This is a genomic window from Nocardia aurantiaca, from assembly GCF_009708175.1.
Taxonomy (GTDB): domain Bacteria; phylum Actinomycetota; class Actinomycetes; order Mycobacteriales; family Mycobacteriaceae; genus Nocardia; species Nocardia aurantiaca.
This window is the reverse complement of the sequence record NZ_WMBB01000002.1, coordinates 1-26,530: the sequence shown is the minus strand read 5'-3', so window position 1 is coordinate 26,530 and position 26,530 is coordinate 1. Positions and strand designations below refer to the sequence as shown.

The window sequence follows — 26,530 nt, the reverse complement described above, 5'->3', positions numbered from 1 at the left end:
ATGATCATCGATCCGAGCGGGCGCGGACCGACGATGCGGCAGTTGCTCATCGCCGGGGTCTGCGGCCTCACCGTCATCGCGGTCGTGCTGGGCTTCCTGCTCGCGCGGTACCGCGGCTACTTCGTCGAAAAGGTCAATGTCACCGCGAATCTCACCACCACCGGTGACGGCCTGCCGGCCAACGCGGACGTGAAGTTCCGCGGCGTGCTGGTCGGCGCGGTCAAGGATGTGTCGGTCGCGGCCAAGGGCGAGAAGCAGGAGGTGCACATCGAGATGAAGCCCGAGTACACCGACGGCATCCCGGCCAATGTCACCGCGCGCGTGGTGCCCTCCAACCTGTTCGCCGTCACCTCTGTCGAACTCGTCTACAACGGACCGGATTCCACGCACCTGAAGGAAGGCTCGCAGATCGCCGAGGACACCTCCAAGGGCACCATCGCCCTGCAGGACACCCTCACCAAGGTTCGCGACATCCTCGGCAAGATCGACGCGGTGCAGCTCGGCCGGGTGCTGGGCACGCTGTCCTACGCCCTCGACGGCAGCGGCCGCATGCCCGGCTCCACCATCGAGCGCGTGGACCGCTGGCTCGAGCAGGTGCGTGGTTCGGTCCCGAATGTCAGCGGCTTCCTCGACGACTTCTCCGCGTCCTTCCACGCGCTCAACCAGTCCGCGCCGGAACTCATGGGCGTGCTGCGGGATTCGGTCAAGACCGCGCAGACCATCTCCGACCGCCGGGCCGAGCTGACCGCCCTCCTCTCCGGCAGCGCGAGCACCATCGACAAGGTGAACGGCCTGTTCGCCCGCAACCCCAATGTCGGCAAGGACGTCACCACCGGCACCAGCGCCCTGTTCGGTGCGCTGGCGGACAATCCGGACGCGATCCCGCAGGCCATCGCGAACCTGAACACCTCGGTGCGCAAGCTGGCGTCCACGTTCCACTGGGGTCCGCAGAACCAGATGGTGTGGAACATGGGCATCACCTTCACGCCCTACAAGCCCTACACCCGCGACGACTGCCCGCGCTACGGCGAACTGGCCGCGCCCAGCTGTGGCACCGCCCCGCTCACCTCGGATCCGGGCACACTGCCGGAAGCCATGCGCCCCAGGGCCATCGACGCCGCCAAGGACCTGCCGGTCACCGCGCCGCCGCCCGGCTTCCCGCTGATCCCCGGCCTCACCACCACCGGTACGCCCACCGATAAGCCGAGCGATGCCGCGCAGAAACCGGCCGACGACCCGCTCGCGGGTACGCCGCTGCAGGGGCTGTTCCCGAACCTGGTGCCCTCGGCCCCGGCTCCGGCCGCCCCGGCGGGCCAGCCGGGCTCGGTGCCCACCGGCGGGGACATCGCCCTGGGCGGTGACGACGCCATCACCGCCCTGCTGGGCCGGCGTCCCACCGCGGCCGAATACCTGCTGTTGAGCCCGATCCTGAAGGGTGCGACCTTGCAACTGAGTCAGAGCGAGGCCGGCCGATGAGCATTCGCAAACCGCTGATCGGTTTCGGCATCTTCGCGATCGTGTCGATCCTGGTGACCGCGGTCATCTGGAATACGCTCGCGCGCACGGTGAAAGGTGACACCAACACCTACACGGCGACCTTCAGCGACGTCCTCGGCCTGCGTGCGGGCGACGATGTCCGGATGGCCGGCGTACGCGTCGGCAAGGTCGAGAAGATCGATCTCGACAAGAAGAACCAGGCCGTCGTGACCTTCATCGTGCAGCGGGACCAGACGCTCTACGGCGACACCAAGGCGCTGGTGCGCTACCAGAACCTGATCGGGCAGCGTTACGTCGCGCTGGCCCCGCCCGCGAAGGACAAGCCGCACACCGGTGATCACGTGCCGCTGAAGAACAACGCCGGGATCCCGCTCGAGCGGACCGAGCCGTCGTTCGATGTCTCGGCGCTGCTCAACGGATTCCAGCCGCTGTTCCAGGTGCTGCAGCCCGAGCAGGTCAACAACCTGTCCAACACCTTCATCCAGGCGTTGCAGGGCGACAATGTGTCGTTGAGCGCGTTCATCACCCAGGCCGCCGCGGTGGCCTCGGACTTCGAACGCCGCGACGGGATCCTCTCCGACGTGATCACCAACCTGTCCGGGGTGATGTCCGGCCTGGCCAAGCGTGGCGACGAGCTGGAGACGCTGGTCACCCAGACCCGCGCGCTGATCGGCGGCCTCTACGCGCAGGGCCAGTCGCTGCAGGCCTCCACGCTCCAGATCGCCGATGCCACAACGGCACTGGTGGGCATGTTCGGTTCCATCCAGCCCAAGCTGGTGATGGCCCAGAACGCCAGCAACGACGCCCTCGCGCTGCTGCTGGCCAATGGCGCCAAGCTCGACCAGGCGGCGGTGGATCTGCCCGGCGTCCTCGCCGACGTCGGCAAGTTCACTCAGAACGGCGCCTACGCCAATGCCTATCTGTGCAGCCTGGACCTCTCGCTGTACGGCATCCTCTTCCCGCGCGGTCTGTTCTCGCAGATCGGCGGCAACTCCCACTCGGCGGTGTGCCGGCCATGATCGCGAAACTCAAGACCCGCTTCGATTCCAACCGCAACTTCTGGCTCGGCGTGCTCGGCGTGGCGATCATCGTCGCGCTGCTGATGGGCTCCTCCCTCTACAAGTCGGTAGGCATCGGCACGAAGAGTGTGAAGGCCGAGTTCGTCCAGACCGCCGGCATCAAGGTCGGCGACAAGGTGGACGTCTCCGGCGTCTCGGTCGGCACGGTCTCCGGCGCCGAGCTCGAGGGTGACCACGTGCTGCTCACCCTCAATGTCAAGGACGATGTGAAGCTCGGCCCGGACGCCAAGGCCGCCATCAAGATGGCGACCCTGCTGGGCGCGCGCTATATCGACCTGACGCCGGGCGATGGCTCCGGGTTGAAGGGGAACCGGATTCCCAAGTCCAACACCGTGGTTCCCTACAACCTGGCCGATGTGGTGCAGGAGGGTACGCCCAAGTTCGAGGAACTCGACACCAAGAAGCTGGCGGACGCGTTGAATCTGGTCAATCAGCAGATGGGTGACACCCCGCAGTTGACGGTGCAGGCGCTCGATGCGATCGGTGCGCTGGCCAAGACCATGAACAGCCGCAAGGATCAGGTCGACCAGCTGCTCAAGGATCTGGACAAGGTCACCAAGATCCTCGGCGACAACCGCAACAGTCTGCTGCTGGTGATCACCCAGGGTGAGGCCATCGCCAACCGGGTGATGGAGCGGCAGAACCTGCTGAAGAGCTTGCTGGACAACATCTCCACGCTCAGCAAGCAGTTAGAGCAGATCGGCGCGCAGAACGACAACAAGTTCGGGCCGACCCTGGTGCAACTCAACACGATGGCCGAGGGCCTGCAGAAGAACAAGGACAATCTGGATCGCCTGCTCTCGATCATGCCGCCGGCCGTGCGGCAGTTCAACAATGCCTTCGGCAACGGCAACTACGGTGAGGTCGCGCTTCCCTGGCTGTTCCCGGACAACTGGTTGTGCTTCGCGCAGGTGAACGAGGGGTGCCACCAATGACATCGAGTTCGACAGCGTGGACATCGACTGCCGCGCAACAACGGAGGTCGCCGCTCGGCCGAATCGCCAAGGCGGCCATGATCGGCGCCGCGGCGTGGGCCGTCGGCTCCTGTTCCATCGTCCCGCTCGGGGTGAAGGACGCGGCCGGGCAGACCCAGCATTTCACCGCGGACTTCCTGAACATCGCGGGCATGTTCGAGGGCAACCCGATCACCGTGCTCGGGCTCGAGGTGGGGCGGGTCGACAAGATCATTCCGAAGGGTCAGTACGTCGAGGTCCACATGACCGTGGACAAAGGCGTCAAGATCCCGAAAAACGTTCAGGCCGCGCTGGTTTCGCCGTCCATCGTGACCGACCGGCACATCGAGCTCACCCCGCGCTACACCGGCGGTGACACCCTGGCCGACGGCGCGCACCTGACCACCCAGCAGACCAAGACCCCGGTCGAACTGGACACCATGATCAAGACCATCGACAGCTTCGCCGCCGCGCTCAAGCCCCAGGAGGGGCAGGACGGCGTCGGCCCGTTGTCGGGTCGGGTGCTGTACCCGATGATGAACGGCAACGGCGAGAAGATGCGCGATGTGCTGAACGCGCTCTCCGGCGCACTGAAGACCGGCGTCGACAACAAGGACGCCATCTCCACCATCATCATCAAGCTCAACGAGCTGACCACCATGCTCGCCGACAATGACGACTCGGTGCGAGGGTTCAGCAACAAGATCACCCAGATGAGCACGCTGCTGGCCGACCAGGCCCCCGGCCTGCAGGCCACCCTGGATCAGCTGAACGCCTTCCTGGCCAACACCAGTGGCGCGTTCTCGCAGTACTCCGATCAACTCAACGGGACCCTCACCGGCCTCACCAATGTGACCAAGCAGCTACGCGACAATGCCGCCGGGATGACCGAGGTGGTCGACGTGGCGCCGCTGCTCATGCAGAACCTGGACCGCTCGGTCAACAGGCAGGGCAACTTCATTCGCCTGCACGGCTTGATCGGCACCGCGCTCTCCGGCGAGATCGTCAGCCTGTTCTGCGAACGCGTCCAGATGAAATCGGATGGCTGCCGCACCGGCAAGATGGAGGACTTCGGACCGGACTTCGGTCTGATGGCGGCGATGCTGGGGATGACCAAATGAGTAATCGACTGCTACGGGAGCTGCGCTCCGCCCGCCGCGCGCGACAGGCGATCGTCGCCGTCGCGGTCTGCACGACCGCTCTGGTCGCCTCCGGCTGCGGCATCACGGTGGAGAGCCTGCCGCTGCCCAAACCAGGTGCGGGCGGCGAGAAGACGTACACCATTCACGCGAGCTTCGACAACGCGCTGAACCTGCCTGACCAGGCCAAGGTCAAGATCGGTGGCTCCGACGTCGGCGTGGTCACCAAGATCACGACCAAGGACTTCAAGGCCAATGTGGACCTGGCCATCCGCTCCGACATCGAGCTGCCGGTCGGCAGCAGCGCGGAACTGCGTCAGGCCACCCCGCTCGGCGACGTCTTCGTGGCGTTGTCCAAGCCCAAGGCCGAGCCCGGCACACAACTGCTGAAGAACGGCGACCAGCTCACCAACACCTCGGCCGGCGCGACCGTCGAAGAACTACTGATCTCGGTCTCGTTGCTGTTCAACGGCGGTGGCATCGCCAGCCTGTCCAAGCTGACCTCCGAGCTGGACTCCATCGTCGGCGGCCGCGGCGAGCAGCTGGGCCATGTGATCACCCAGCTGACCAGCGTGATGACCAGCCTCAATACGAACAGCTCGCGCATCGACAATGTGCTGGCCGGGTTCAGTGCACTGACCAACACCATCGAGGCCAACCACCAGCAGCTCGGCCAGGTGGCCGACAGCCTGCCCGGCATGATCGGCGCCATCGCCGAGAACAACCAGGCCCTCGGCGATCTGCTCACCAAGATCTCGACAACCAGTGCGGCGCTGGGCGATTACGCCAACACCACGTCCGATTCACTGAGCAGCCTGCTCGACAATCTGACCCAGCTGATGAGCGCGCTGGCCCGCACCGAGAGCCTCGGCCCGGCGCTGGACGCCCTGCACGACATCCGGCCCAAGGCGGACGCCTCGTTCAAGGGCGACACGCTGGCGGTGGCCGCCACCGCCACCATGCTCGATATCGGCCTGCTCAGCGACCCGGCCAACAGCAAGTTCCCGGATCTCGAGGACCTCAACGACTTCGGGGGCAGCCTGATCCAGGTGCTGCAGATCATCTACGGCCGGATCAACGGGGGACACCGATGAGCTGGGTTTCGCGACACAAGAACCTGATATCCAATGGCGCGCTGGTGCTGATCCTGCTGGTAGGCGCGTCCTACCTGCTGATCAGCGTGATGCGGGTGAACCCGCTGCGCGAAACCTACGAGGTGACGGTCAATCTGGACCGGTCCGGCGGCCTGCAGGCCGGCAACGACGTGACCCTGCGGGGATACCGTGTCGGCAAGGTGCTCGAGATCAAGCTCGTCGACAATGGCGCGGCGATCGCGGCCACCGCCGAGATCGACAAGAAGTACTCCATCCCGGCCGACACCCTGGTGTCGGTGGGCGCGCTGTCGGCCGCCGGCGAGCAGTACATCGACTTCCGGCCGAACACCGATCAGGCTCCGTTCCTGCACAACGGGTCCGTGGTGCAGTTCGACGCGAACAAGGTCAAGACCCCCACCCCGGTCTGGTCGGTGCTCGACAATGCCAGCGCGCTCATCGCCCAGTTGGATCCGGACAAGTTCAGCGTCATCCTCACCGAACTGGACACCGCGCTCTCCGGCGGCCCGGACCAGCTGCGCTCGCTGGTCGACGCCGTCAGTCTGGCCACCACGGGCCTGGACAATCTGCTCCCCCAGACCACCAATCTGATCAAGAACCTTCAGGTCATCAATGGCACCACTTCGCTGGCGCAGCCGGATCTGGGTACGCTGACCCGTAATTCGAGTGTGTTGTTCAGTCAGTTCAACGACGCGAACGCCGAACTCCAGAAGATCCTGGATCAGGCGCCCGGCCAGATGCAGGCCCTCGGCGCGGTGCTGGACAAGACCGCCGATCCGATGACCAGCCTGGTCACCAACTTCGCGGCCATCACCAAGGCCGCGCAGCTGCGCACCCCGGCGCTGCGGGCACTGTTCCCGTCGCTGGTGGTCGGCACCTCCGCCATGGGCGTGCCCGCGCACGACGGCGAGTTCTATACCATCGTCGACATCTGGCCGCGGTCCTTCTGTGATTACGTCACCAAGAAGGTGCGTCCGGATGTGGCCACCGAGAGCACCTTCCCGAGGTGGGCGAGCTACTGCCAGAACCCGCCCCAGGATCAGCAGATCCGCGGTTCGGGCAACGCACCGAGACCGAATGTGCCCAACAATGGGGCACTCCCGCCCCCGGGTTCGGATCCGAACGAGCGGACCCTGCCGCCGATCAAGTGAGTGCCCGCCTGCCGTTCTCATTTTCGGCGGGCATACTCGCTGATACGAAACCTAGACGGTGCGTCCGCAGCGCACCGGGAAAGTGATCGATAGATGTCGGACGACGCTGCCCAGGACAAGAAAACCGAAGACGATTCCATCGCCGAGGCCGATGCCCAGGGCAGCGCCGATCAGCCCGCCGAGAAGCCGGAGTTGAAGAAGGCAGCCGAGCAGCCGGCGGCCGAGTCGGCGCCCGAGGCCCGAGCAGAGCCCGCGCCGGGAGCCGGGAAAGAAGCGAAGGCCGCCGAGTCCGAGCCGGATTCGGCGAAGCCGGCCGCGAAGGCCGACTCGGCGTCCACGTCCGCCCTGGGCCCGAAGGTCGCGGTGCCGATGGTCGCGCTCATCGCGATCGGCGTGCTGCTGGTCGCCGCGCTCGCGGGCCTGGCCGCGTTCTGGTGGCAATCCCACACCAAGAGCAACGAACTCGCGGATCGCGATTCGGCGTCCAAGGCCGCCTGCGATTTCGCGCGCGCGGTCTCCGTCTACGACCAATCGTCCTGGAACGACTTCGGCCCGCGCGTACAGGCGCTCGTCACCGGCGAGTTCAAGCAGATGTTCGACCCCATGGCCGGCGATGTGAAGGACATCCTCTCCAGCGCCCACGCCAAGTCCTCGCTGAACGTGCTGCGCTGCGGCTGGGAGTCCGGCGACGCCGACAAGGCGTCGGTCCTGGTGAGCCTGACCCAGACCTCCACCAACGACTTCCACGCCAAGCCGATCGTGCTCACCATCCCTACCTTCGTCGAGTTGGAGAAGCACGACGGCAAGTGGCTGGTGTCGAAGTTCCAGCCGGTCTACTCCGGCGATGAGAACCCGCTGTTCCCCGGCGCCACCGGCGGCGGCGACCAGCAGGGCGCGCAGCCCTCCGGCCAGCCCGCACCCTCCGGTCAGCCTGCCCCCTCGGGCCAGCCCGCGCCCAGCACCACCGCGGCGCCCAAGCCGGGCAGCTGATCGAATAGTGCAAGCGCGGAAAAGGGCCCGCCTCCGGAACTTCCGGGGCGGGCCTGGCGGTTGTCGTCGCAGGTGAGCGACCTGTGGCGCTCGGAACAGCGCCCGAGGAACTCAGAACAGCGTGAGCGCCTCGGAGGCGGGCGTTTTGGCGGCCGCGGCGCGGTGGCGCGGGGTCTGCGGTGCGGAATGCGCGGTGGCGCCGACTTTCTCGGCCTGATCGGTGGGCGCCGTCACCGGCAGCGGCTCTGTCTTGGGTTCCGCGACCGGAATCGGCGCGGTGGGCGGATCGAAGGGCTCCGATTCCGCACCGTCGGAATCGGTGGCGACCCCGGAGGCCGCCACCTTCCGCGCGGCCTGGCCGGCCAGCGCGTCCGCCTGCTCGTTGAAGTAGTTGCCGACATGTCCGCGCACCCAGCGGAACCGGACCGGACCGGGACGGGCGGCGATGGCGCGGTCGATCTGCTGGATCAGCTCGACGTTCTTGACCGCCCCGCCGGTGGAGGTCTTCCAGCCGTTGGTGCGCCAGCCGTTGATCCACTCGGAGGCGCACTTGATGGCATAGAGCGAATCGCTCTCGATGAGTAGGGGTTCAGCGCCCGGGTGGGCCCGGACCGCCTCGAGGAGCGCGCGCAACTCCGCGATCTGATTGGTGCCCGAGGCCGCGCCGCCGCTGGCCGCACCGCCCGCGTGATTGACCCAGGCCCAGCCGATCGCGCCGCCCGGGTTGCGCAGGCATGATCCGTCGGTGCTCACGATGATCATGCGGCCTACCCTACGCGATCCGGCCGACAAGATCGGTGCCGTGGAATTCCTCTATCTCCCTGCGCAATTGCGACTCGGTCCGGTGGACGGTGGCCTGCACCACCGCGGCGAGCATCTTCGACAGCAACTTGCCGGTGAGTCCGCGCGGCACCCAGTACTCGGTCTCCGAGGTCAGCACCGCGCGGCCGTACCCGAGCGGATCGAAGCGCAGAGTGATGACACAGAAGTTGGAGCGCGCCGACGCCGGCTTCCCCTTCCGGCGTCGGCGAAGTGTGTATTCGATGACCGCGTTGCGGCGGTAGTCGGTGATCTCACACTCGATCGTGGGATGCCACAGGCCGACCCGGAGGGTCACGGCGAAGACGGCTCCGGCACCATGATCGGAATCCCCGATCGGTTCGAAGGCGACCACGCCGAAGGCCCAGTCCGGCACGAACTGATGGTTGTCCGTGTATGTGAACGCGACTTCCACCGGTGCGCCGACATCACTCGCGTACTTGAAATGGCCCATAGGCTGCTCCCTGTCCCACGGCTGCCTTAAAAGTACTACAGCAATCCTATTTATTGAGCGAAGTCGTCCAATCGGTTCGTGATGTACTCGGCGATGGGCAGGGCGGAGGTGGCCGCCGGGGACGGGGCATTGAGCACGTGAACCGAGCGCGGCGTGCGCTCGAGCAGGAAATCGTGGGCCAGGGTGCCATCGCGCAGCACGGCTTGCGCGCGGATGCCGGCCTCGCGCGGCAACAGGTCGGCGACTGTCAGCTCGGGGCAGTAGCGGCGGCATTCGGCCAGGTAGCCGCGCTTGAACAGGGAGTTGCGCATTTCCCGCAGGCCGGTGCGGACATTGGCGGCGGCCACCCGGTGAAAACCGCGGTAGCCCAGGATCTCCCGGGCGTCTCGGAGGTTCACGCTGCCCTTGCGGTAGCCCTCGCGGGCCAGTCCCAGCACGGCATTCGGCCCGACGGTCAGCGCGCCGTCGATGGTCGGGCTCAGATGCACGCCCAGGAACGGCAATTCGGGATCGGGGATCGGATAGATGAGGGTGGTCACCAGGTCCTTGCGCTCCGGCGGCAGCTGGTAGTACTCGCCACGGAAGGGCACGATGCGCAGATCGATGTCCAGGCCCGCGAGCCGCGCCATCCGGTCGGCCTGCAGGCCCGCGCACACCACCAGCCGGGAAGCCTGCCAGCTGCCGGTCGGACCGGAAATCGTTACCTCGGAGTCGGTTTCGGTGATGGCCGCGATCTCCGCGCCGAGCACGATCTCGCCCCCGGCCGCGCGCACGTCGTCGGCCAGCGTCCGGGTGATCTTGCCGTAGTCGATGATGCCGGTGCTCGCCACGAACAGCGCCCCGACCCCGGTGACGCGCGGCTCCCGCCGCACCAGCTCGGCGGCGTCGAGCAACTCGACCTCGACGCCATTGGCGACCGACCGCTCGTAGAGCGCGAGCATGCGCGCGTGCTCGGCGGCATCGGTGGCCACCAGCAGTTTTCCGCACTCCTTGAACGGAATGCCGTGCGCCGCCGCGAATTCCTTGGTGAGTCGCGCGCCCCGCACGCACAGCCGTGCCTTCAGGCTGCCGGGCTCGTAGTAGATGCCCGAGTGGATGACCCCGCTGTTGTGCCCGGTCTGGTGCAGGCCCAACCGGCCGGCCTTCTCCACGAGCAGCAGGCTCGCGCCCGGATGGCGTTCGAGAATGCGGTGCGCGGTGGCCACCCCGACGATGCCACCGCCGATCACGCAGTAGTCGTACACATCGGAAGTCTCACACAGCGACGGCGGCGTCTTCCCCGTGGGCGTCGGCCGTCGGCGCCGGGACCGGGTGCCGCGCGATCTGCAGGCGGTAGTTCCCCAGAGCTGGATCCGAAAGTGTGAGGGTCACGTCGCCGTGGCTGTCCACATCGGTCCGCAGCCGGGTGTTGGCGCTCGGATCGCTGGTGACGCCGAGCTGCTGTCCCACCGGAGTGTTGCGCAGGACGTCGGCGACGGTGGCGAAGACGTTGGTGTCGAGGGTGAGCGTGACCGTGTCGTGCTGGGCCGCGGCGACCTGCGCACCCACGTAGGCGGTGCCGAGCCGGAGCTGGCCGCCCAGCGGACGGGGTACGTCGGCCGCGGCGGCGGCGCCGGTGCCGGGAGTGGGGGCCGGAATCGTCTGTGCGCTTCCGGCTTCCATCGGGCGGCCGGTGAAAAGCGAAGTCAGGGTCATTTTCTCGGCGATCGGCGAGGCGGACCGGATGCCCGGCTGAGCATCCGGGCCGGCGCCCGGCTCGACCGGTGCCGGCCGATTGGTCGGTGAGGTGGTGGCGAGCTTGCCCGGTTGCTGGGCCATCTCATTGGCGATGTAGGAGCCCGCCGCGACGGTCAGCCCGATGCTGGCCATGCTGGCGGTGACAATGGCGCTGTAGCGGAACATCTGGGCCGCACGGCCGGTCGACCGGGCGGCCTGTGTCGCGAGTGGATGCGACATGACTGGTGCGTTCCTTTCCCTCTCCCCTGATCCCCCGGCGCCCACCGGTCCCCCAGCGCATGGACGGCGCGACGACCCGCACCATTGAAAGTCGTACGCGCGTCCAGGTTACGGTGGCCGCGGGTAACACACGCGGTCGGTGAGATCAGGATCACACCATGGAAAGGGTTGGGCGTCATCAGGTTTTCCCCGGCGAAAGTCTGGGTAAAAACCTGATTAGCGGCGAGCGCCAACTCGACTGCCATCGAAGAGACCTCCGGCCAACGGCGTCCGGTCGGCACCAGGCACGGCGCACCCAGGCTGGCGCTCGCTCGCTCCTTCTCGGGGAGCGGTGGTGGTCCACAGGGATTGGGCCCTGTGAAACCACGTTCCGCCGAGAGCCGAAGCCCCTGTGGGAGTTGGGGATTCTGGCCGGAGGCCGGGATAGGCGGCGGGTCAGGCGAACTGACCCGCCGTTCGGCCGCTTCCGGGTGGTCCGGCGAATGCCTGTGCCAGGCCCAGCCATTCGCGGGCGTCGTCGCCCAGCACGTCGAGAGCGAGGTCATCGAGATGCCGTCGCTGGGTGACCAGCAGGCAGAAATCCAACCCGGAACCGCTGATTCGCTGCGTGGACTCGGCCGGGCCCCAGGTCCATCGGCTGCCGTCGGGCGCGGTCAGTTCGATACGGAATTCCTCGGCGGGCGCGGTCTTCCCGTGCGTCGTGTACGCGAAATTGCGGGTCCGCACGCCGATGTGCGCGATGTGGCGCAGGCGGGCCGTGGGTTCTCGCGTGACGCCGAGGGTGTCGGCCACGTCCTGCCCGTGCGCCCAGGTCTCCATGAGGCGGGCGGTGACCATGGAGGCCGGGCTCATGGGCGGGCCGAACCACGGCAGCTTGATGCCCGCCGGAACCGCGCGCAGCGCCTCGACCAGCGCCGCGCGATCGCGCCGCCAGTCGGCGAGCAGTTGCGGCGGAGGGGTTTTCGCGCCCTCTTCGGCGGCCTCGTCCACGAAGGTGAGTGCCTTGGGCAGGGCCGCCTGCACCAGCTGGTCGAATTCGGCCGGATCGGTGGCCGAGACCGCGGCGACCTGATCGGTCCAGTTCAGGTGGGCGATCTGGTGGGCGATGGTCCAGCCGGCGGCGGGGGTGTCGCGCTGCCAGTCGGCCGGTGCCAGCTCCGCGATCAGCCGATCGAGATCGGCGCATTCGGCGGTGAAGTCGGCGAGCAATGCCTCGAGATCGGCCACCGGGCCAGCATCGCAGCCGCGCTGGAAAAATGCAAGCACGCGTGCTTGATTTTCGGCGGTGCTGGTTCCTTTTCGTGAAAAGGTCTGCCTACCAGCCGAAAAGGATCAGATGCACGGCCCCCACCACCAGGCCCAGCGCTGCGCCGTGCAGGTACAGCAGCCACGCGTCCTGCTCGACCGAGGCGTAGAACATCTCCATGAACTCGCCGGGGGTGAGCTGCTGCAGCTTGCGGGCCGCGAACTCGTCGATCTTCTTGGCCTGGGCGGCCGCGAATTCCGGATCATCGGCCAGACTCGGGGCCAGACCCACCGCGGCGGAGGTCGCACCGACCTTCAGATTGTCGAACTGACGCTTGCCGAACACCGTCCGCACCACCGAATGGGTCGGCCCGAGCTGGCGGTGGATCTCCTGGGAGATGAGTCGCTCCAGCAGCTGCCGGGTCTTGTCGCCGTTCGGGCCGTCGAGCAGTTCGCGGGCCAGGTTGGGCAGCGTCAGCACCTGGTAGGCCAGGATATTGGCCAGATCGGCCGCAGCCTCGGGCTGCCGCTTGGCCAGCAGCGCCTGCTTCCACAGGTACCTGTACCGCGGCTGCGGATCACCGGGCTCGAACACCATCTTGATGGCGATGACATTGACGGTCACGCCGATGGCCGCCGCGGCGGCCAGGATGACCAGCCACGGCGGAATCCAGCCGATCACCGGAATGCTCTGGTGCACATGCAGATACAGCGCCAGCAGCAGGCCGAAGGGCGCGCCCAGCAGGCCGATGCGCACCATGAACCTGAGTTCGGGCGCGGCGATGGTCGTGGTCAGGTCCTTGAGGATCTCCGGGTTGTCCCGCAGATACCGGATGACGAAGTCCTTGATGTCGATGAGCTGGTCGACATTGTCGCCGAGCTGCTCGAAGGCGCGCCGGGCCAGCGTCGGCAGTTCGCGTTCGATGCGCTGGTGGAGCACATTGCGCACGGACTTGGGCACCGCGCCCCACAGGTCCGGGTTCTCCTTGCTCATGATCTCGTCGACCATGTCCGGCACCTGTTTGCGGCCCACCTCGGCGATGTAATCGGCAATGCCCTCGAGGTCGAGTTCGCGAATGAAGTCCTTGGGACTGCCGATTCGCATGATGGCGACGTCCACGCAGATGCTGGCCATCTTCTCGGCGCGGGCCGGGATGAAACCCTGGAAGCCGAGCCGCTTGCCGTCGCCGGAGAAGGTGGGCAGCACCTGCACGCGGCGCGGGAAGTAGGGGTAGAGGATCTCGAGACCGGGCACCCGGAAGCCCTTGAAATAGACCGGCCAGAACAGCATCAGCACGCCGGTCCAGTTGGTCAGCCACCCGGCGATGGCGCTGAAGATGGGGAAGCTGATCAGGTCGACGACGAGTTTCGGCTGGCCGGTCAGCTGTTCCCAGTCCAGGAACAGACCCGAGGCCAGTGTCGTCATAGCAGCGTCCCCCTACGGCCGGGCTGAGTTGAGAAAGCGGACTACCAACACTCTCATCGGTCCGAGGCCCTGTCAAAAGGTCCTGGCCTGGAAGAACGTATCGTGTCGCGGGCCTGTGGGGGCAGGCATGGCGACGTACCCTGCGGCGGTTTCGCACATTGGGAATACTGGCCAATTGACCGGACTGAAAGGTGGGGAAATGCAGCGTCGCGAAGCGACTCCGTATCGGGGTGGCGGTGGGGCGACGGGTGGGCGCATGTCCGTCGACCGTCGTGCTTTTCTGACCGGCACGGCCGCCACCGCCGCCGGCGTGGCCGCGCTGGTCGCCGCCGGCGCGCCCGCCCACGCCGAGAACGCCCCGGCCACCGGCAAATTCCCGCTGCCCGACGGCGACCGCCTTCGCGTCCTCGTCACCGGCGACGCGGGCACCGGCGCGCGCCCGCAGTGGCAGGTCGCCGACGCCATGCGGGAACTGCATGCGCGTGAACCGTTCTCCTGCGCCCTCGGCCTCGGCGACAACGTCTATGAACAGGGCCCCTGGTCCGATGACGACGCCCAATTCGCCGCCAAGTTCGAGGACCCCAATCACGATCTCGACTTCCCCTGGCTGATGGTGCAGGGCAATCACGACAACTCCTCGATCCTGCCGGGCGACGGCGGCTGGCTGCTGCGCGGCGATCATGAGGTCGCCTATCACGCGCGCTCGGCCCGCTGGTTCATGCCGTCCCGCTATTACTCTGTGCGGGTTCCGCGGGAGCAGCCGGTCGTGGAATTCTTCGTGCTGGACCTCAATCCGATCGCCGCTTATCTGCCCCCGCTCTTCCAGCCATACTGGGCGGCCGACGGGCAGTTCATGGCCGAGCAGGCCGCCTGGCTGGACCGGGCCATCGACGAATCGCCCGCCACGTGGAAGATCGCCTGCACCCACCACCCGTACCTCAACAACGGTCCGCACGGAAATGTCGGCGAATACGAGGGCTCGAGCATCGAGCCGATCGACGGGCGCCACGTGAAGGACTTCTTCGAGGCGCATGTGCTGGGCCGGTGCCAGTTCCTGCTGTCGGGGCACGACCATTCGCTGCAGGTGCTGGAACCGAACGCGGCCTGCAAAGGAACCCGACAGATCATCTCCGGCGCGGCCGCGAAGTCGGTGCACGGCGAACCGTCCAGCGGTGGTGTGCACACCGTCAACGGCGCGCTGTACGAGAACTACACCGATCTCGGCTTCATGGTCCTGGACCTCACCCCCACGTCCGCCGAGCTGGGAGTCTACACCGTCGACCTCTCGAACGGCCAGTCCGCCAACGCCTTCCAGCGTCGGCTCGCGTAACCCGCCGGCGTGTTCTCTCGGCCTCGGAATCACTCGGCGGTTTCACGGGGCCGCCGCAACCTCTCGGTCGAGAGTGTTGCGAGCACCGCCTGCGCCCGCCCTGGTGACTCCGGGGCCGAGTCTGTGAATCGCTACGGCTTCCGGACGATCCGAATCTGGTCGCCCTCCTCGGAGTCCAGGGCGTGCACGGGCCTCGGCGGCATCGGCCAGCGGCACCACCGCGCCGACCGACCGGAAGACGTCGACCCGGCGCGGCCCTTCACTGCGCCCTGATTGCCGGATTGCCCCACCGGCATCGGCATGTGTCCTCGCCATCGGGCCGCGCCGGAATGACGAGGACACGCGGCTAGGGCACGCTGTCGGCGGGTAGGTGGGCGGCGAGGAATTCGCCGATGATCGCCGTGACGTCGGCCGCTCGCTCGAGCATGGGGACATGGCCGCAGCCGTCGAGGTATTCGGCGCGGTCGGGGCGCAGCATCGCATTGACGGCCCGCCCGGCCGCCGCGGACAGCACGCGGTTCTGATTGCCCCAGATCACGCAGATCGGCGGCAGATCGGCATGATCCGGCCAATCATCCAGGGCCGCAAAGGAAGACAGATCGCGGACCAGGTAGATGAGCGCCCGGGCCGGGAAGCCCGACGACAGCGGTGCGACATACGGGCATTCCCGGTAGGCGCGGCGGGTGGTGAACCAGGCACGGGCGGTGCGGCGGGCCACCCAGCGCGGAGTGTGCCAGTCGCTCAGGGCTCGGGCGGTGGAGTCCGGAAGCGCGCGGGCGACACGGGCGGCCTGCCCCCAATCCCCCCGCATGGCGGTGGATTCGGTGAGCGGATTGATCGCCACCACGGCCCGGATCAGTTCGGGATGCCGCCGGGCCAGGGTCAGGCTGATGGCCGAGCCGACGCAATTGCCGACCAGACCTACACCGCTGAGCCCATGTTGTTCGATGAACGCCCGGATCAGCTCGGAATAGCGTTCGAGCGTGTACCCGTCGGCGGGCCGGGCGGACGCGCCGTATCCGGGCAGATCGACGGCGTATACCCGGTATTCGCGGGACAGCGCCGCGATCTGCGGCGTCCAGATGAGGTGGGAGGATCCCGCGCTGTGCAGCATCAGCACCGGCGGACCGGATTCCCCCTGCCGCACGTACGCGATGCGGGTGCCGTCGAATGTGAAGTCTTCCATGACACTCCAACACCTTCGTCGCCAGTGTTGGATTCATGGTCCCGCAATCCTGTTCAGTGTGAGCCGATTTCGCCGAGTCCTCGGTCGAGGAAGCGGATCATCCAGTCGAAACTGTCATCGGCGTCATCGCTCCACTGGAATCCGTGCGACGCCTGCAGGGTGGCGAAGCCGTGGAAGAGGCAGCGCAGGGTGCGCTGGGCGTGCACCATCTCGTCCGGGCCGATGCCATAGCCGCGCAGCACCGCGGCCATGGAGTCCAGCACCCGCGAACTCGACTGCAGCAGTGGATCATCCGGCCCGGTGAACTTGGCGCCGACGGTCGCGGTATAGCGACCCGGATGCTCGACCACGTAGTCGCGGAAGGCGTTCGCGAAGGCGGCCAGCGCCGCGCTGCCGGACAGCCCGTGCATGGCGTCGCGGACCCGCTGGTCGACCTCGGTCATGGCGAGTGCGGCGATGCCGTGCTGCAGGTCGGCCAGGCTCTCGATGTGCTTGTACAGCGAGGGGGTCCGCACCCCGAGCCGCTGGGCGAGGGCGCCCAGCGCCAGATTCCCGAAACCGACCTCGTCGGCGAGGTCGGCCCCCGCGGCGACGACGTCGGTCCGGCTCAGGCCCACCCTAGGCATGGTGTTCCTTCAAGAAGGGCAGGATCAGAGCGGCCACCCGGTCGGGGGCCTCGAACTGCGGGTAGTGGCCGGTGCCCTCGACCAGGCCGAGGCTGCCCAGTCCGGCCGGCAGGGCCGCGACGACGCGCTGGCCCTCGGCCTCGGGGCTCGGGAAGTCCGGATCGGCGGTGCCCATGATGATGAGCGCGGGCTGGGTCACGTTGGGCACCTGGGCTTCCGCATCCGCCGGGGTCGACTGACCGGTCTTCATGAACTCGGCCATCCGGCCCGGCTCGCGCAGCTTGGCCGCCACCTCCGCCAGGTAGTCGTCGAAGTCGGCGGGCTTGGTCGGCATGGCCACGTTCAGGTACTTCAGCCACTGGCCGAGGCTCTTGAACATCATGGTGCCCATCAGGGGGATCATGCCCTTGCGGTGACGGGCATTGGTGAACAGGGCCATGATGTCGGCCTTCTGGGTCAGCGTGAAGGGGTTGATCTCCACGATGGCCCGCACCAGGTCCGGGCGCTGCGCGGCCGCGATGGTGGCCGAGCCGCCCGAGAGCGAGTGGCCCACCACGACCGCGGGTCCGCCGCCGAGCTTCTCGATGACCGCCAGCAGGTCGTTGGCGACATCGGTGCGGCTGATGGCCTCCTTGCCGGTGACCGAGGCCCAGCCCATGCTCGACTCGCCGTGGCCGCGCATATCGGTGTTGACCACGCGGTACCCGGCGGCCGCGATCATCGGGGCCAGGTGCTTGTAGGCGTTCCGGTCGATGCCCATGCCGTGCGACAGCACCACCAGCGGTCCCGTGCCGATCTCGTCGTACGCGATCCGGCCACCCTCGATGTCCACGTACTCGGTCATGTCGTTCTCTCCCTAACGAGTGAAGCTAACTGCGATAGCCATAAAGCTAATTGTTTTAGCCTAATCCGTCAACCCCTCGCCCGAATCTGGCTGCTGTGAGGCCGCGGGATGCTGTCGGAACGGCCACCGTTCCACGTTGGACTACGGCCACCGTTCCACGTTGGACTGGAGGTTCCGGGCGGCGTCGTGTGGCGTCTCGGTCCGCCGTCTCGATTGCCGATTAGTTGCTCGGTCTGTTTACGTGCCTTTGACCATGTGAGCGGTCTGTTATCTGCCCTATTGGCGATTCCGCGATGCGAAAACGTGGAATTCCCTGATCAGGGGTGTTAAATGACGTAACACGCATCACCCCCTAATTCCGGCTAATACTCGGTCTCGAGCCGCCGGATCAGCGGTATGGTCTCATTTGCCAACCGCGACACCAGGTTTCGATCCCAGCGCCGCTACGGAGCGATAGGGATCGAAGAAGCCGCGAGCCGCGCTCCCTTCGCGGCGGCTCGCGGCCGTCGTCGGGACGCCTGCAACGACCGGCGACGATCTCGGATGGTCGACGCCTCGGCACGGTCACGCTGTTGCCTGCCGAGGCGCCGACGTCCAGTTGCCGTGCACGATGCACCGCATGATCACCAGAGTGTAGGGCCGTCAGCGAGAATCCGTTCCGCGATGTCCGCGGCAACCGGACGGCGTAAACGCTTCGCTCGACGCTCTGCCGTCTGAGGCGGAATCGCCCCCGATTGTCGGCTGCTTCGACCGTCCGACTCGAGACCGCCATACGGTCGGCGGCGGCGCTGGGGTGACGAGCGGGCACGCGGCCGATACGTCATGAGTTCAGACCGCGCGGCAGACCAGGGTAATGCCGCCGAGCAGTGAGACTCCCAGAACCATCTGCCGCACCCTCACGATCGGTACCCGGGGTGCGAGCGCCATCCCGAGGCCCGTACCCGCTGCCAGCGCGAGCATCTCGGCGATACCGGGAAGCCGAATTCCGAGGACCATCGATGTGGCGAGGTTCTGCAGAAGGAAGACGCAGTGCAGGTTGGCGCGGGCCTTTGCCGGTTCCCACTCGGCGTTGGCGGCGTAGAGACCGATCGGCGGTCCTCCGACGCCGCCGACGACATTGAGCAGGGCGCTGGCGCCGCCGGTGGCCATCGCGCCCAACGGGTGGCGCAGCCAGCGCCAGCGCACTCCGCCGGCCAGCACGCTCACGGACGCGATGACGCCGCAGCCCGCGATCAGAGCCAGTGGACGGGTGTCGACCCGGTGCAATATCAGGGCGATGACGGGGGTGCATGCCAGCATCGGCACCAGGAGTCGGCCGACCTCCCGTGGGCGGGCGTGGCGCCCGTCGCGCACCAGCGGCGCGACGGAGGACAAGGCCGCCAGGGCCACCGTCGCGGCAATACCGGTCCGGGGGCCGAGGTACAGGATCAGCACCGGTGCCGCCATGAGCGAGAAGCCCATGCCGGTCGCGGACTGGGCGACGGCACCGAACAGCACACCGGTGAGCGCGAGGACGTGCGCGCCGGACAGGACGGTACCGGTCACTCCGTTGCGCCCGCGTCGAGAGCGCAGCGACGCTGGAACAGGAAGGCCAGCACCATGAGCAGTGTCGGTAATACGGTGAAGCCCAACAGTATCGCGGTCCGAGCGGTATCCGACTGCGCGGCCGCGTGTCCCTCGGTGGCCGAGACGAATCCCCCGAGCGTGAGGACGGCGGAGTAGGCGTACGGGCCCAACGCGGAACCGAATGCGTCGGTCGCGGTCCACACACCGGTGTACGACCCGGCGCGCGCCGAGCCGCGCGTTTCCGCGGCGGCGACCGCGTCCGGCACCATGGCGAATGCGAGCAGTTGGAGCCCGGCGAACGCGATTCCGAGAACCGCCACGATGGCCACGCTCACCGCCGGTGTGGCCGCGCTGCCGGGCAGCAACGCAAGCGAGCCCGCGATGAAGATGCCCTGTGCCAGTAGCAGTCCCCGCTGTTTTCCGATCCGCCGAGACAGCCACATCCACCCGGGCCCGGCGAAAAGCGCGGGGCTCAGGAACCCGGCCACGAGTATCGCGGTCAGGTCTTTGTCGCGCACCACATACTCGGTGTAGAAGGGCACGGCCGCGAGGAACAGGTGCGTGGTCGTTCCGGTGAGCAGGTAGGACAGCACGAGTGCGCGGAAGGAGCTGTCCCGCAGCGTATTCCGAAGATCACCCAGGCCGGCGTGCGAGACCTCGGCCTGGACGCGGAAACCGCGGCGCTCGGTGAGGCGTCGGACTCCGGCCAGCCCGATCACACCGGCGGCGATCATCACGACCGCCAGGATGAGCGCCATGCGGGCGTAATCCGCCCGCCCGCCCGCGTGCACCAGCGCCGGTGCGGCGGCACCGGCACCCAGCAGGCCCACGGTGAGCATCAGCATGCGGAACATGAAGACCCGCGTGCGCTCGTGGTATCCGACCGGCAGATCTGAGGGCGTGGTGAGGTACGGCACCTGAAAGGCCGCGAACAGCAGATTGCCGGTAACCAGCCAGCCACCGACCCACAAGGCCGCCGACGGACCCGAGAATCCCTGGGGCACAGTGAACATCGCGAGCATGGCGAGTCCCAGCGGCAGCCCCGCGCGGAGCATGCCGCGCCGGTGCCCCGCGCGCCGCGCCTGACGGTCGGACAGATACCCGAACAACGGGTGGATCAGCACGTCGACGATCTTGGGCAGCACCAGGGTCAGGCCGGCGAGCAGCGGTGAAACCCCCAGCGTGCGGGTCAGGAAGTACAACAGCAGCAGTCCTGGGACCGTGATCCAGACCCCCATCCCGATCGAGCCGGTGGCATAGACCAGCAGGTCAGTGGTTCTGGTTCGCAACGAGTTGTCGGACTCCCCCGGCGAACCGACGGCCGCGGGCCGGGCCATGGAGTTCATGCTCGCGCCTGCCGTCGCACGACACCAGCCGCGAGCTCAGCGCCGTCGAATGCGCCGGAGCGGGCCTGGCGGGCGAACGTTCGCGCGATGATGCGGTCGGTGAGCCACGGCAGATGCCGCGACAGGAAGAACTCGACGGCGCCCCGGCGGGTGGTGGTCATGTCACGGCGCACCGGGCCCAAGGCCGCTCGCAGCACCGTGTCGACCACACCCTCCAACGGTTCGTACCGGCTCATCCCTTCCAGCGACAGGCCCGCGGTGGCGGTCGAATCGTGAATGGGGCTGCGCACCGCGGAGGGGTAGACGCAGGTCACGCCGACATGAGAGCCGATTTCCAGACGCAGTGCGTCGGCGTAGGCCACGAGGGCGCGCTTCGACGCGCCGTATGCGGCGGCCAAGGGCAGCTGCATGACCGCCATCCGGGAGCAGAGCATGATGACGCGCCCGCGCGATTGCACCAGGGCGTCGACGCATGCGGCCGTGACCCGCCAGGCGCCCAGCAGATTGATCTCCAGCTGGCGGCGTACCTCGGCGCCGGGCGCTAACTCGGCGGGGGCCGGTCCACCCACCCCGGCATTGTTGATCAGCAGGTCCAGGCCGCCGAGCCGGGAGATCGCGGTCTCGACGGCGGCGGCGACGCTCGCGTCATCGGTGATGTCGCACGCCAGAACAGTGCCCGGACCGGTGGGGTCCGGCGCGACGTCCAGGCCGATCACCTGTGCGCCGAGTTCGGTCAGACGGGCGCTGAGCGCGCGGCCGAACGTGCCCGAAGCGCCGGTGATCAGGACGCGTAGGCCGTGCGCGTCACGCAGGCCGCTCGACGTGATCGGACGGCAGATACGGATGTTCACGCGGAAGCCTCCTCGCGGTGAGCGCCGGCGAAGGGGACGGCCTCCGGGTGCGAGACCCGGGCGCGCCCGGTGTCCAGCTCCCGTGCCACGTCCGCCAGATACCGGTCGAAGTCGATACGCATGTGGGGGCGGCGGTCACTGCCCCAGCGTGCGATGGCGGCACGCAGATCAGCGGCGACCGTTCGCTGTTGTCCCGCGGGGGCGGGGAGAGCGAAGCGGCCGGAATAGAAGGCCGCGGCCAGCTTCGCCTGAGCTTCCACCACGGGCAGGGCCGCGCCGGTCGACTGCATGAGTCCGACGAAGGCCAGACTCGGATCCTCGAGATGGAAAACGCGCTTGTACAGCGGCAGTTGCTCGGCGTCCGATCCGATCCAGCGCGTGGACAGGAACGGGATGCTCACCCGATAGCCGGTGGCCCACACGATCACATCGACCGGGTCCGCGCTGCCGTCGGTGAAGACGACCCGATCACCGTCGAGGCGTTCGATGCCGGTGCGCGCCACCACCTCTCCATGGGTGAGCCGATGCAGAATCGTGTCGCTGATGGTCGGATGGTTCTGGAACAGGCCGCCACCGGGCGCGGGCAGACCGTAGCTCTGGGGCGTGCCCACCGCCAGTCGCAGCATTGTCTCGGCGACGAACTGGCGTGCACGCCACGGCAATGCCGCGAGGAGACCGGCCGTTTGGTCCGACGGTCGGCCGAACAGATATTTGGGGACGATGTGGACCCCGTGTCGGGACGACAGCAGCACCGGACCACGAGCGACGTACGAGGCGTCGACGGCGATGTCCATCGCGGAGTTGCCCATGCCCACGACGAGTACGCGCCGGTCGCGGAAGATCTCGGCGGTGCGGTACTCATGGGCGTGCAACTGCGCACCGGCGAAGGTTCCGGGGTAGCCGGGTTCCGGACGGCGGGGATCCCAGTTGTGGCCGTTGGCGACCACGATGGCGTCGAACTCGCCGGCCTCCCGGGATTCGGTGTGCACGACCCACGGCCTCCGGGGCTCGGGGCGGTCGACCGCGGTGACGGTACTGCCGAAACGGATGTGGTCGCGCAGACCGAACCGGTGGGCGTAATCGGTCAGGTATCCGGCGACGTGGTCGGCTGCGGGATAGTCGGGCCACTCGGCCGGCATCGGGAAGTCGGCGAACTCGGTGCGGGCCTTGCTGGTGTTCAGATGTAGCGACTCGTAGGCGGCGGAGAGCCCGCTGCTGTTGTCCCGCGCCCACAAACCTCCGGGGCGGTCTCCTCTTTCGTAGGTCACGACATCGAGGCCGCTGTCGAGCAGAGCCTTGGTGGTGGCGAGACCGGCCGCGCCGGCGCCGATGACCGCGACGCGGCAGGGGGCATTCATCGGGTTGTCTCCTCGGATACGGGTCGGGTGATCGATGCGATGCGCGGTGTCGGCGGCGCGGTGCGCCGGAGCCGGCGCGCCATCGCCCAGGCGTACCCGCGCGGCGAGAGACGATTGGCCCACCAGGCCAGCTTCGCTGTTCGTCCGGGCAGGACCAGGTCACGGCCGTCGAGCACCGCCTGCACGACCAGCCGTGCCACGTCATCGGGGGTGATCTCCGGGCCGGTGACGGGGCGTTCCACCCCCGCGGCCCGATCGACTTCGCCCATCCCGCCGACCACGAACGTCGGATGCACCATCGTCACCGAAATGCCTTGCGGGGCAAGCTCATGCCGCAAGGCTGTGAACAGTCCGGTCACGGCGTGCTTGGCTCCCACATAGGCCGGCCGGCCGAGGACGGGCGCGAATCCGGCGACCGAGCTCGTCACCACGATCCGCCCGCCGGCCGCCGTCAGGGCAGGCAGCGCGGCGCGGGTGCACAGCAGCGCGCCGATGTAGTTGACCTCCATCACGTGCCGATAGGTCGCCACGTCGTGGTCCATCAGCGCGCCGATCGCCGAGATGCCCGCATTGTTGACGAGCACATCGATGCGGCCGTACGTCGCGACCACATGCTCGAACACGGTTCGCACCTGCGCTTCGTCGGTGATGTCGCAGCCGAGGAAGCGCGGGTCACCTGCAGGACAGGCGTGTGGCAGATCCAGACCGGCCACGGTGTAGCCCTGCTGCTGGAATCGCTGGAGCATTGCCCGGCCGATGCCGCCCGCCGCGCCGGTGATCACGGCGACTTTCGTCATGCTTGGTCCTGTCATCGGGCTCGCGGTCGCGGATCGAGCGGGTCGATTCGGATCCGGATGCACTGGTCTTTGTATTGCTCCCCAACGGTAGGGAGAGAATTCGATCCTGAACATGGCGCGGTTCACCTTGTTCGGGCCTCTAGTTGTGGTGCACCACAACGGCAGGCACGATCGTGGGGTGAACTCGCGCGACGACTGGGCCGTCATGGTCGATCTGATCGAACAGATCGTCGGGGAGGACGATCTGCTGTCCACCGCTGTTTCGGGCGTACGCGCTGCCGTGCGGGAGGTCGCGCCGCTCACCCGCGCCGATATCGCCGGTCACACCCGGGCACTGCTGGTCGCGTCGACCCGGGCGCTGGCGGCGCGGCGCGGGCCGGTGGAGGCGGAGCTGTCGTTCGTGGAGGAGCTCGCGGTCACCCGGGCCGGCCAGGGAGTGCCGATCGAGGCGGTCTTGCGGGCCATCCACGTGGCCGAACGGGCGATTTGGTCACGTGCGCGGGAAGCGGCCGCGGCCAATGGGATTCACCCGGATCTGCTCCTCGACGCGCGGGAGCTGTACGAGGACTGGGCCGAAGCGGTGCGGTCGAGGCTGATCGCGGCCCATCGTGCCGCGCAGGCCGGGCAGCGGCACGGGGCGAGCGAACGGACCGCGGTCATCCTGCGGCGTCTGCTGGCGGGCGGTTCGGCGGCCGGGCTGGCTGCCGCCGAGGCGGGCTTGCGTGTCGCGGGTGGCCTGTGGGTGGCGGTGGCCCGGACGGGTGGCGGTGTGTCCACGGCGGAACTCGAGCGGGTATCGCGGGAAAGTGGAGTCGCGGTGATCGCGCCGTTGGACGAATTCCTGGTCGGTGTGCTGGACCGGCCGCCGTCCGCGGTCGCGGACGGGGTGGTGATCGGAGTGGCCGGACCCGCCGAAGCCGAGGAACTCGCCACCGTTCACCGGCTCGCGACGGCCGCCCTGACCGCCGCGGAGGCGACCGGGTATTCGGGGATTGTCCACATCGCTCAGGTGGCGGTGCCGGCGGCGCTGGCCGATCGAGCCGACCTGGCGGCGGCGCTGTTGGACCGCCATGGGTCGGCATTGGCCGCCCTCGGCGCGAACACCGACCCGGTCGTGCGTGGGGTGTGCGCCTGGCTGGAGGCGGACCGGGACACCGATGCGGCGGCCAAATCCCTTTTCGTGCATGCCAATACGGTGCGCAACCGCGTGCAGCGCTTCAGCGAGGTCACCGGATTGGATCCACACACCACGTTCGGGGCGATGACGGCGTGGTGGCTGTGCCGCGCGTGGCTGGCCTGGGCGGCCTGAAACGCGTGCCGCCATCGCCGCGGACCGGTGGATCACCCCGTAGCGCCGCGTTAGGGCCGCAGCGGCCCCAGCGGAATCCGGCCGACGGCCCGGCCACGTTCGTCGAGCAGCCAGCCCACCCGTTTGGGGGTGCGCAGGACGACCGCGCGGTCCTTGATCTCGAGAGCCGGGAACCGGTCGGCCAGCATCTTCTCGAACGGGCCGATACCGCTGAGTCCGTGCAGCAGCACGTGGGTCATCAAGCTGTGGCGGCCGCTGACGGCGGAGCACAACCGCACCTGTGCCAGCCGGGCCAGCGCCGACCCGGTGGACGCCAGCTGAGCCTGCGGTACCTGCATGCCGTACACGACCAGGGTCGACAGTCCTGCGAGCGAGTAGGCGAAATCGCAGCGGATCACCACGTCCCCCTCGCGTAACAGGCGATCGACCCGGCGGCGGGCGGTGTGCTCGCTGACGCCCGCGGCGGCGCCCAGTTCGGTATAGCTCATGCGGGCGTCGGCGTGCAGGGCCGTCACCAGCGCCTGATCCACCGGCGAGAGCCGGGTGAGGCCGCGCGCGCCGTATGCGGTCCGGCTCGATGCCCGAGGCGTGGACAGTTCGGCGCGCTGCGCCGGCGGCAGCGCCCGCATTCGCCAATCGCCGCCCTCTCCGAAGAGGGTGATGCCCACCCGCATTCGGGCCGAACGAATGCCGCGCAGGCCACCGATGTCGTCGCGGACCCATCGCCCCAGGGTGGGCAGGTCCGCTGCCCCCGCCGAGATCAGCAGATCGAAGTCTCCGGCGGTCTCCTCGACGCCGATCACCCACGGCAGTTCCACAGCCGCCGCGCTCACGGCATCGATGAAACGTGGGCGGCAACGAATTTCGACGAACCCGATCGTGGCGAGCCGTGCCGACGCGTAAGCGGTGAGCCAAGCCGAGCCGTCGGCTCTCAGCCGTTCCCACCGCCGAGCGGCGGTCGTGGCGTCGACACCGATCGCCCGGCCGATATGCGACCAGGGGGCACGGGGTGCCGACTGCAATGCGTCGATCAGCGCCAAGTCCGGTTCGGAAATACTGGAACCGGGCAGCAAACCGTTATCGGTGCCACTCTCCACTAGATCCCGGATCCGATCATTCACATGCCGGATCGTATTACTGCCCGCTGACCTCTGTTCACGTGTTCTGACCACACGTGAACGGAGGCAAGCGAGCCTTGACTCAGCTGGTCCGCCGAGCGCGGGGCACCGTCATCGGTTAATGACCAGCAGACAGGCTGGAGGAACCGCTGGGCAGGGTGATCTTCGGCAGTCGCAGATTCGCGTCGGGCACGCCGGTGCCGTTCGGGTCGAGCAGGCCGCCCTGCTGGGCGTACGCGCTTTCGCCCGGCGCCGCCTGCACCGTGCTCAGGTAGTTCCACAGCCCGCCCGCGAGCGTGCCGCCCCCGGCCAGCAGGGTGCCGGCCAGGCCACCCGCGCCGGCGAAGGCCGCCAGCGCGGCCGGTGCGGTCGCCAGGC

25 protein-coding genes are annotated in these 26,530 nt (G+C 67.9%); 9 read left to right on the top strand and 16 right to left on the bottom strand.

The genetic code is table 11. The features are described 5' to 3' along the window. The 7 genes from GLP40_RS03635 to GLP40_RS03605 all read left to right on the top strand — a co-directional run bounded on the left by GLP40_RS03635 (position 1) and on the right by GLP40_RS03605 (position 7,921). Positions 1-1,476 carry an MlaD family protein gene (locus GLP40_RS03635; RefSeq protein ID WP_154786429.1) on the top strand — a complete coding sequence of 492 codons (1,476 nt, stop codon included), beginning with the start codon at positions 1-3 and terminating at the stop codon, positions 1,474-1,476. Then, a complete protein-coding gene (locus tag GLP40_RS03630) occupies positions 1,473-2,516 on the top strand; it encodes an MCE family protein (RefSeq protein WP_154786428.1) in 1,044 nt (347 codons plus the stop codon). The genes GLP40_RS03635 and GLP40_RS03630 overlap by 4 nt, the downstream gene beginning before the upstream one ends. Continuing rightward, positions 2,513-3,511: an MCE family protein gene (locus GLP40_RS03625; RefSeq protein ID WP_154786427.1), complete on the top strand. Its 999-nt coding sequence runs from the start codon at positions 2,513-2,515 to the stop codon at positions 3,509-3,511. The genes GLP40_RS03630 and GLP40_RS03625 overlap by 4 nt, the downstream gene beginning before the upstream one ends. Next, the gene (locus GLP40_RS03620; protein WP_154786426.1) at positions 3,508-4,650 is read left to right on the top strand and encodes an MCE family protein; all 1,143 of its coding nucleotides are present in this window, start codon (positions 3,508-3,510) and stop codon (positions 4,648-4,650) included. Before GLP40_RS03625 ends, GLP40_RS03620 begins: the two co-directional genes overlap by 4 nt. Further along, entirely contained in the window at positions 4,647-5,762 is a 1,116-nt protein-coding gene (locus tag GLP40_RS03615) for an MCE family protein (RefSeq protein WP_154786425.1), read from the top strand. Before GLP40_RS03620 ends, GLP40_RS03615 begins: the two co-directional genes overlap by 4 nt. Further along, the gene (locus GLP40_RS03610) at positions 5,759-6,931 is read left to right on the top strand and encodes an MlaD family protein (RefSeq protein WP_154786424.1); all 1,173 of its coding nucleotides are present in this window, start codon (positions 5,759-5,761) and stop codon (positions 6,929-6,931) included. The genes GLP40_RS03615 and GLP40_RS03610 overlap by 4 nt, the downstream gene beginning before the upstream one ends. A gap of 93 nt (positions 6,932-7,024) precedes the next feature. Beyond that, positions 7,025-7,921 (top strand): hypothetical protein, encoded by an 897-nt coding sequence (locus tag GLP40_RS03605; protein ID WP_154786423.1) that lies wholly within the window; start codon positions 7,025-7,027, stop codon positions 7,919-7,921. A gap of 111 nt (positions 7,922-8,032) precedes the next feature. On the opposite strand, the gene GLP40_RS03600 is transcribed toward GLP40_RS03605, so the two are convergent. The 6 genes from GLP40_RS03600 to GLP40_RS03575 all read right to left on the bottom strand — a co-directional run bounded on the left by GLP40_RS03600 (position 8,033) and on the right by GLP40_RS03575 (position 13,821). Next, positions 8,033-8,683 (bottom strand): ribonuclease H family protein, encoded by a 651-nt coding sequence (locus GLP40_RS03600; protein ID WP_154786422.1) that lies wholly within the window; start codon positions 8,681-8,683, stop codon positions 8,033-8,035. Between the two features lie 10 nt (positions 8,684-8,693). Next, complete coding sequence (locus GLP40_RS03595; protein WP_154786421.1) at positions 8,694-9,194, bottom strand: SRPBCC family protein; 501 nt, start codon at positions 9,192-9,194, stop codon at positions 8,694-8,696. Between the two features lie 50 nt (positions 9,195-9,244). Further along, a complete protein-coding gene (gene lhgO / locus GLP40_RS03590) occupies positions 9,245-10,438 on the bottom strand; it encodes an L-2-hydroxyglutarate oxidase (protein ID WP_328289640.1) in 1,194 nt (397 codons plus the stop codon). A gap of 10 nt (positions 10,439-10,448) precedes the next feature. Continuing rightward, entirely contained in the window at positions 10,449-11,150 is a 702-nt protein-coding gene (locus GLP40_RS03585; RefSeq protein ID WP_154786419.1) for a hypothetical protein, read from the bottom strand. 435 nt (positions 11,151-11,585) lie between these two features. Further along, on the bottom strand, positions 11,586-12,377 hold the full coding sequence (locus GLP40_RS03580; RefSeq protein ID WP_328289639.1) for a TIGR03084 family metal-binding protein: 792 nt from the start codon (positions 12,375-12,377) through the stop codon (positions 11,586-11,588). 88 nt (positions 12,378-12,465) lie between these two features. Further along, positions 12,466-13,821 (bottom strand): hypothetical protein, encoded by a 1,356-nt coding sequence (locus GLP40_RS03575; protein ID WP_154786418.1) that lies wholly within the window; start codon positions 13,819-13,821, stop codon positions 12,466-12,468. A gap of 256 nt (positions 13,822-14,077) precedes the next feature. Between GLP40_RS03575 and GLP40_RS03570 the strand changes: the two genes are divergently transcribed. Beyond that, positions 14,078-15,151: a metallophosphoesterase gene (locus tag GLP40_RS03570; protein ID WP_154786785.1), complete on the top strand. Its 1,074-nt coding sequence runs from the start codon at positions 14,078-14,080 to the stop codon at positions 15,149-15,151. 346 nt (positions 15,152-15,497) lie between these two features. On the opposite strand, the gene GLP40_RS03565 is transcribed toward GLP40_RS03570, so the two are convergent. The 8 genes from GLP40_RS03565 to GLP40_RS03530 form a co-directional block, all read right to left on the bottom strand. Further along, on the bottom strand, positions 15,498-16,337 hold the full coding sequence (locus GLP40_RS03565) for an alpha/beta fold hydrolase (RefSeq protein WP_154786417.1): 840 nt from the start codon (positions 16,335-16,337) through the stop codon (positions 15,498-15,500). Between the two features lie 53 nt (positions 16,338-16,390). After that, positions 16,391-16,963 carry a TetR/AcrR family transcriptional regulator gene (locus GLP40_RS03560; RefSeq protein WP_154786416.1) on the bottom strand — a complete coding sequence of 191 codons (573 nt, stop codon included), beginning with the start codon at positions 16,961-16,963 and terminating at the stop codon, positions 16,391-16,393. Beyond that, a complete protein-coding gene (locus GLP40_RS03555) occupies positions 16,956-17,807 on the bottom strand; it encodes an alpha/beta fold hydrolase (RefSeq protein WP_154786415.1) in 852 nt (283 codons plus the stop codon). The genes GLP40_RS03560 and GLP40_RS03555 overlap by 8 nt, the downstream gene beginning before the upstream one ends. Before the next feature lie 828 nt (positions 17,808-18,635). After that, a complete protein-coding gene (locus GLP40_RS03550) occupies positions 18,636-19,352 on the bottom strand; it encodes a sulfite exporter TauE/SafE family protein (RefSeq protein ID WP_328289638.1) in 717 nt (238 codons plus the stop codon). After that, entirely contained in the window at positions 19,349-20,719 is a 1,371-nt protein-coding gene (locus tag GLP40_RS03545) for an MFS transporter (RefSeq protein ID WP_230329221.1), read from the bottom strand. The genes GLP40_RS03550 and GLP40_RS03545 overlap by 4 nt, the downstream gene beginning before the upstream one ends. Further along, a complete protein-coding gene (locus GLP40_RS03540) occupies positions 20,716-21,570 on the bottom strand; it encodes an SDR family NAD(P)-dependent oxidoreductase (protein WP_328289637.1) in 855 nt (284 codons plus the stop codon). The genes GLP40_RS03545 and GLP40_RS03540 overlap by 4 nt, the downstream gene beginning before the upstream one ends. Next, on the bottom strand, positions 21,567-22,928 hold the full coding sequence (locus GLP40_RS03535; protein WP_154786414.1) for a flavin-containing monooxygenase: 1,362 nt from the start codon (positions 22,926-22,928) through the stop codon (positions 21,567-21,569). The genes GLP40_RS03540 and GLP40_RS03535 overlap by 4 nt, the downstream gene beginning before the upstream one ends. Continuing rightward, positions 22,925-23,725 carry an SDR family NAD(P)-dependent oxidoreductase gene (locus GLP40_RS03530; RefSeq protein WP_196054517.1) on the bottom strand — a complete coding sequence of 267 codons (801 nt, stop codon included), beginning with the start codon at positions 23,723-23,725 and terminating at the stop codon, positions 22,925-22,927. Before GLP40_RS03530 ends, GLP40_RS03535 begins: the two co-directional genes overlap by 4 nt. A 178-nt stretch (positions 23,726-23,903) precedes the next feature. Between GLP40_RS03530 and GLP40_RS03525 the strand changes: the two genes are divergently transcribed. Then, positions 23,904-25,034, top strand: a complete 1,131-nt coding sequence (locus GLP40_RS03525; RefSeq protein WP_328289636.1) for a helix-turn-helix domain-containing protein — start codon at positions 23,904-23,906, stop codon at positions 25,032-25,034. A 50-nt stretch (positions 25,035-25,084) separates the two neighbouring features. On the opposite strand, the gene GLP40_RS03520 is transcribed toward GLP40_RS03525, so the two are convergent. Together GLP40_RS03520 and GLP40_RS33145 are read right to left on the bottom strand one after the other, a co-directional pair. Then, positions 25,085-26,155, bottom strand: a complete 1,071-nt coding sequence (locus tag GLP40_RS03520; protein ID WP_328289635.1) for an Lrp/AsnC family transcriptional regulator — start codon at positions 26,153-26,155, stop codon at positions 25,085-25,087. Between the two features lie 115 nt (positions 26,156-26,270). Then, a partial coding sequence (locus GLP40_RS33145) for a hypothetical protein (RefSeq protein ID WP_230329220.1) occupies positions 26,271-26,530 on the bottom strand: 260 nt, incomplete at its 5' end.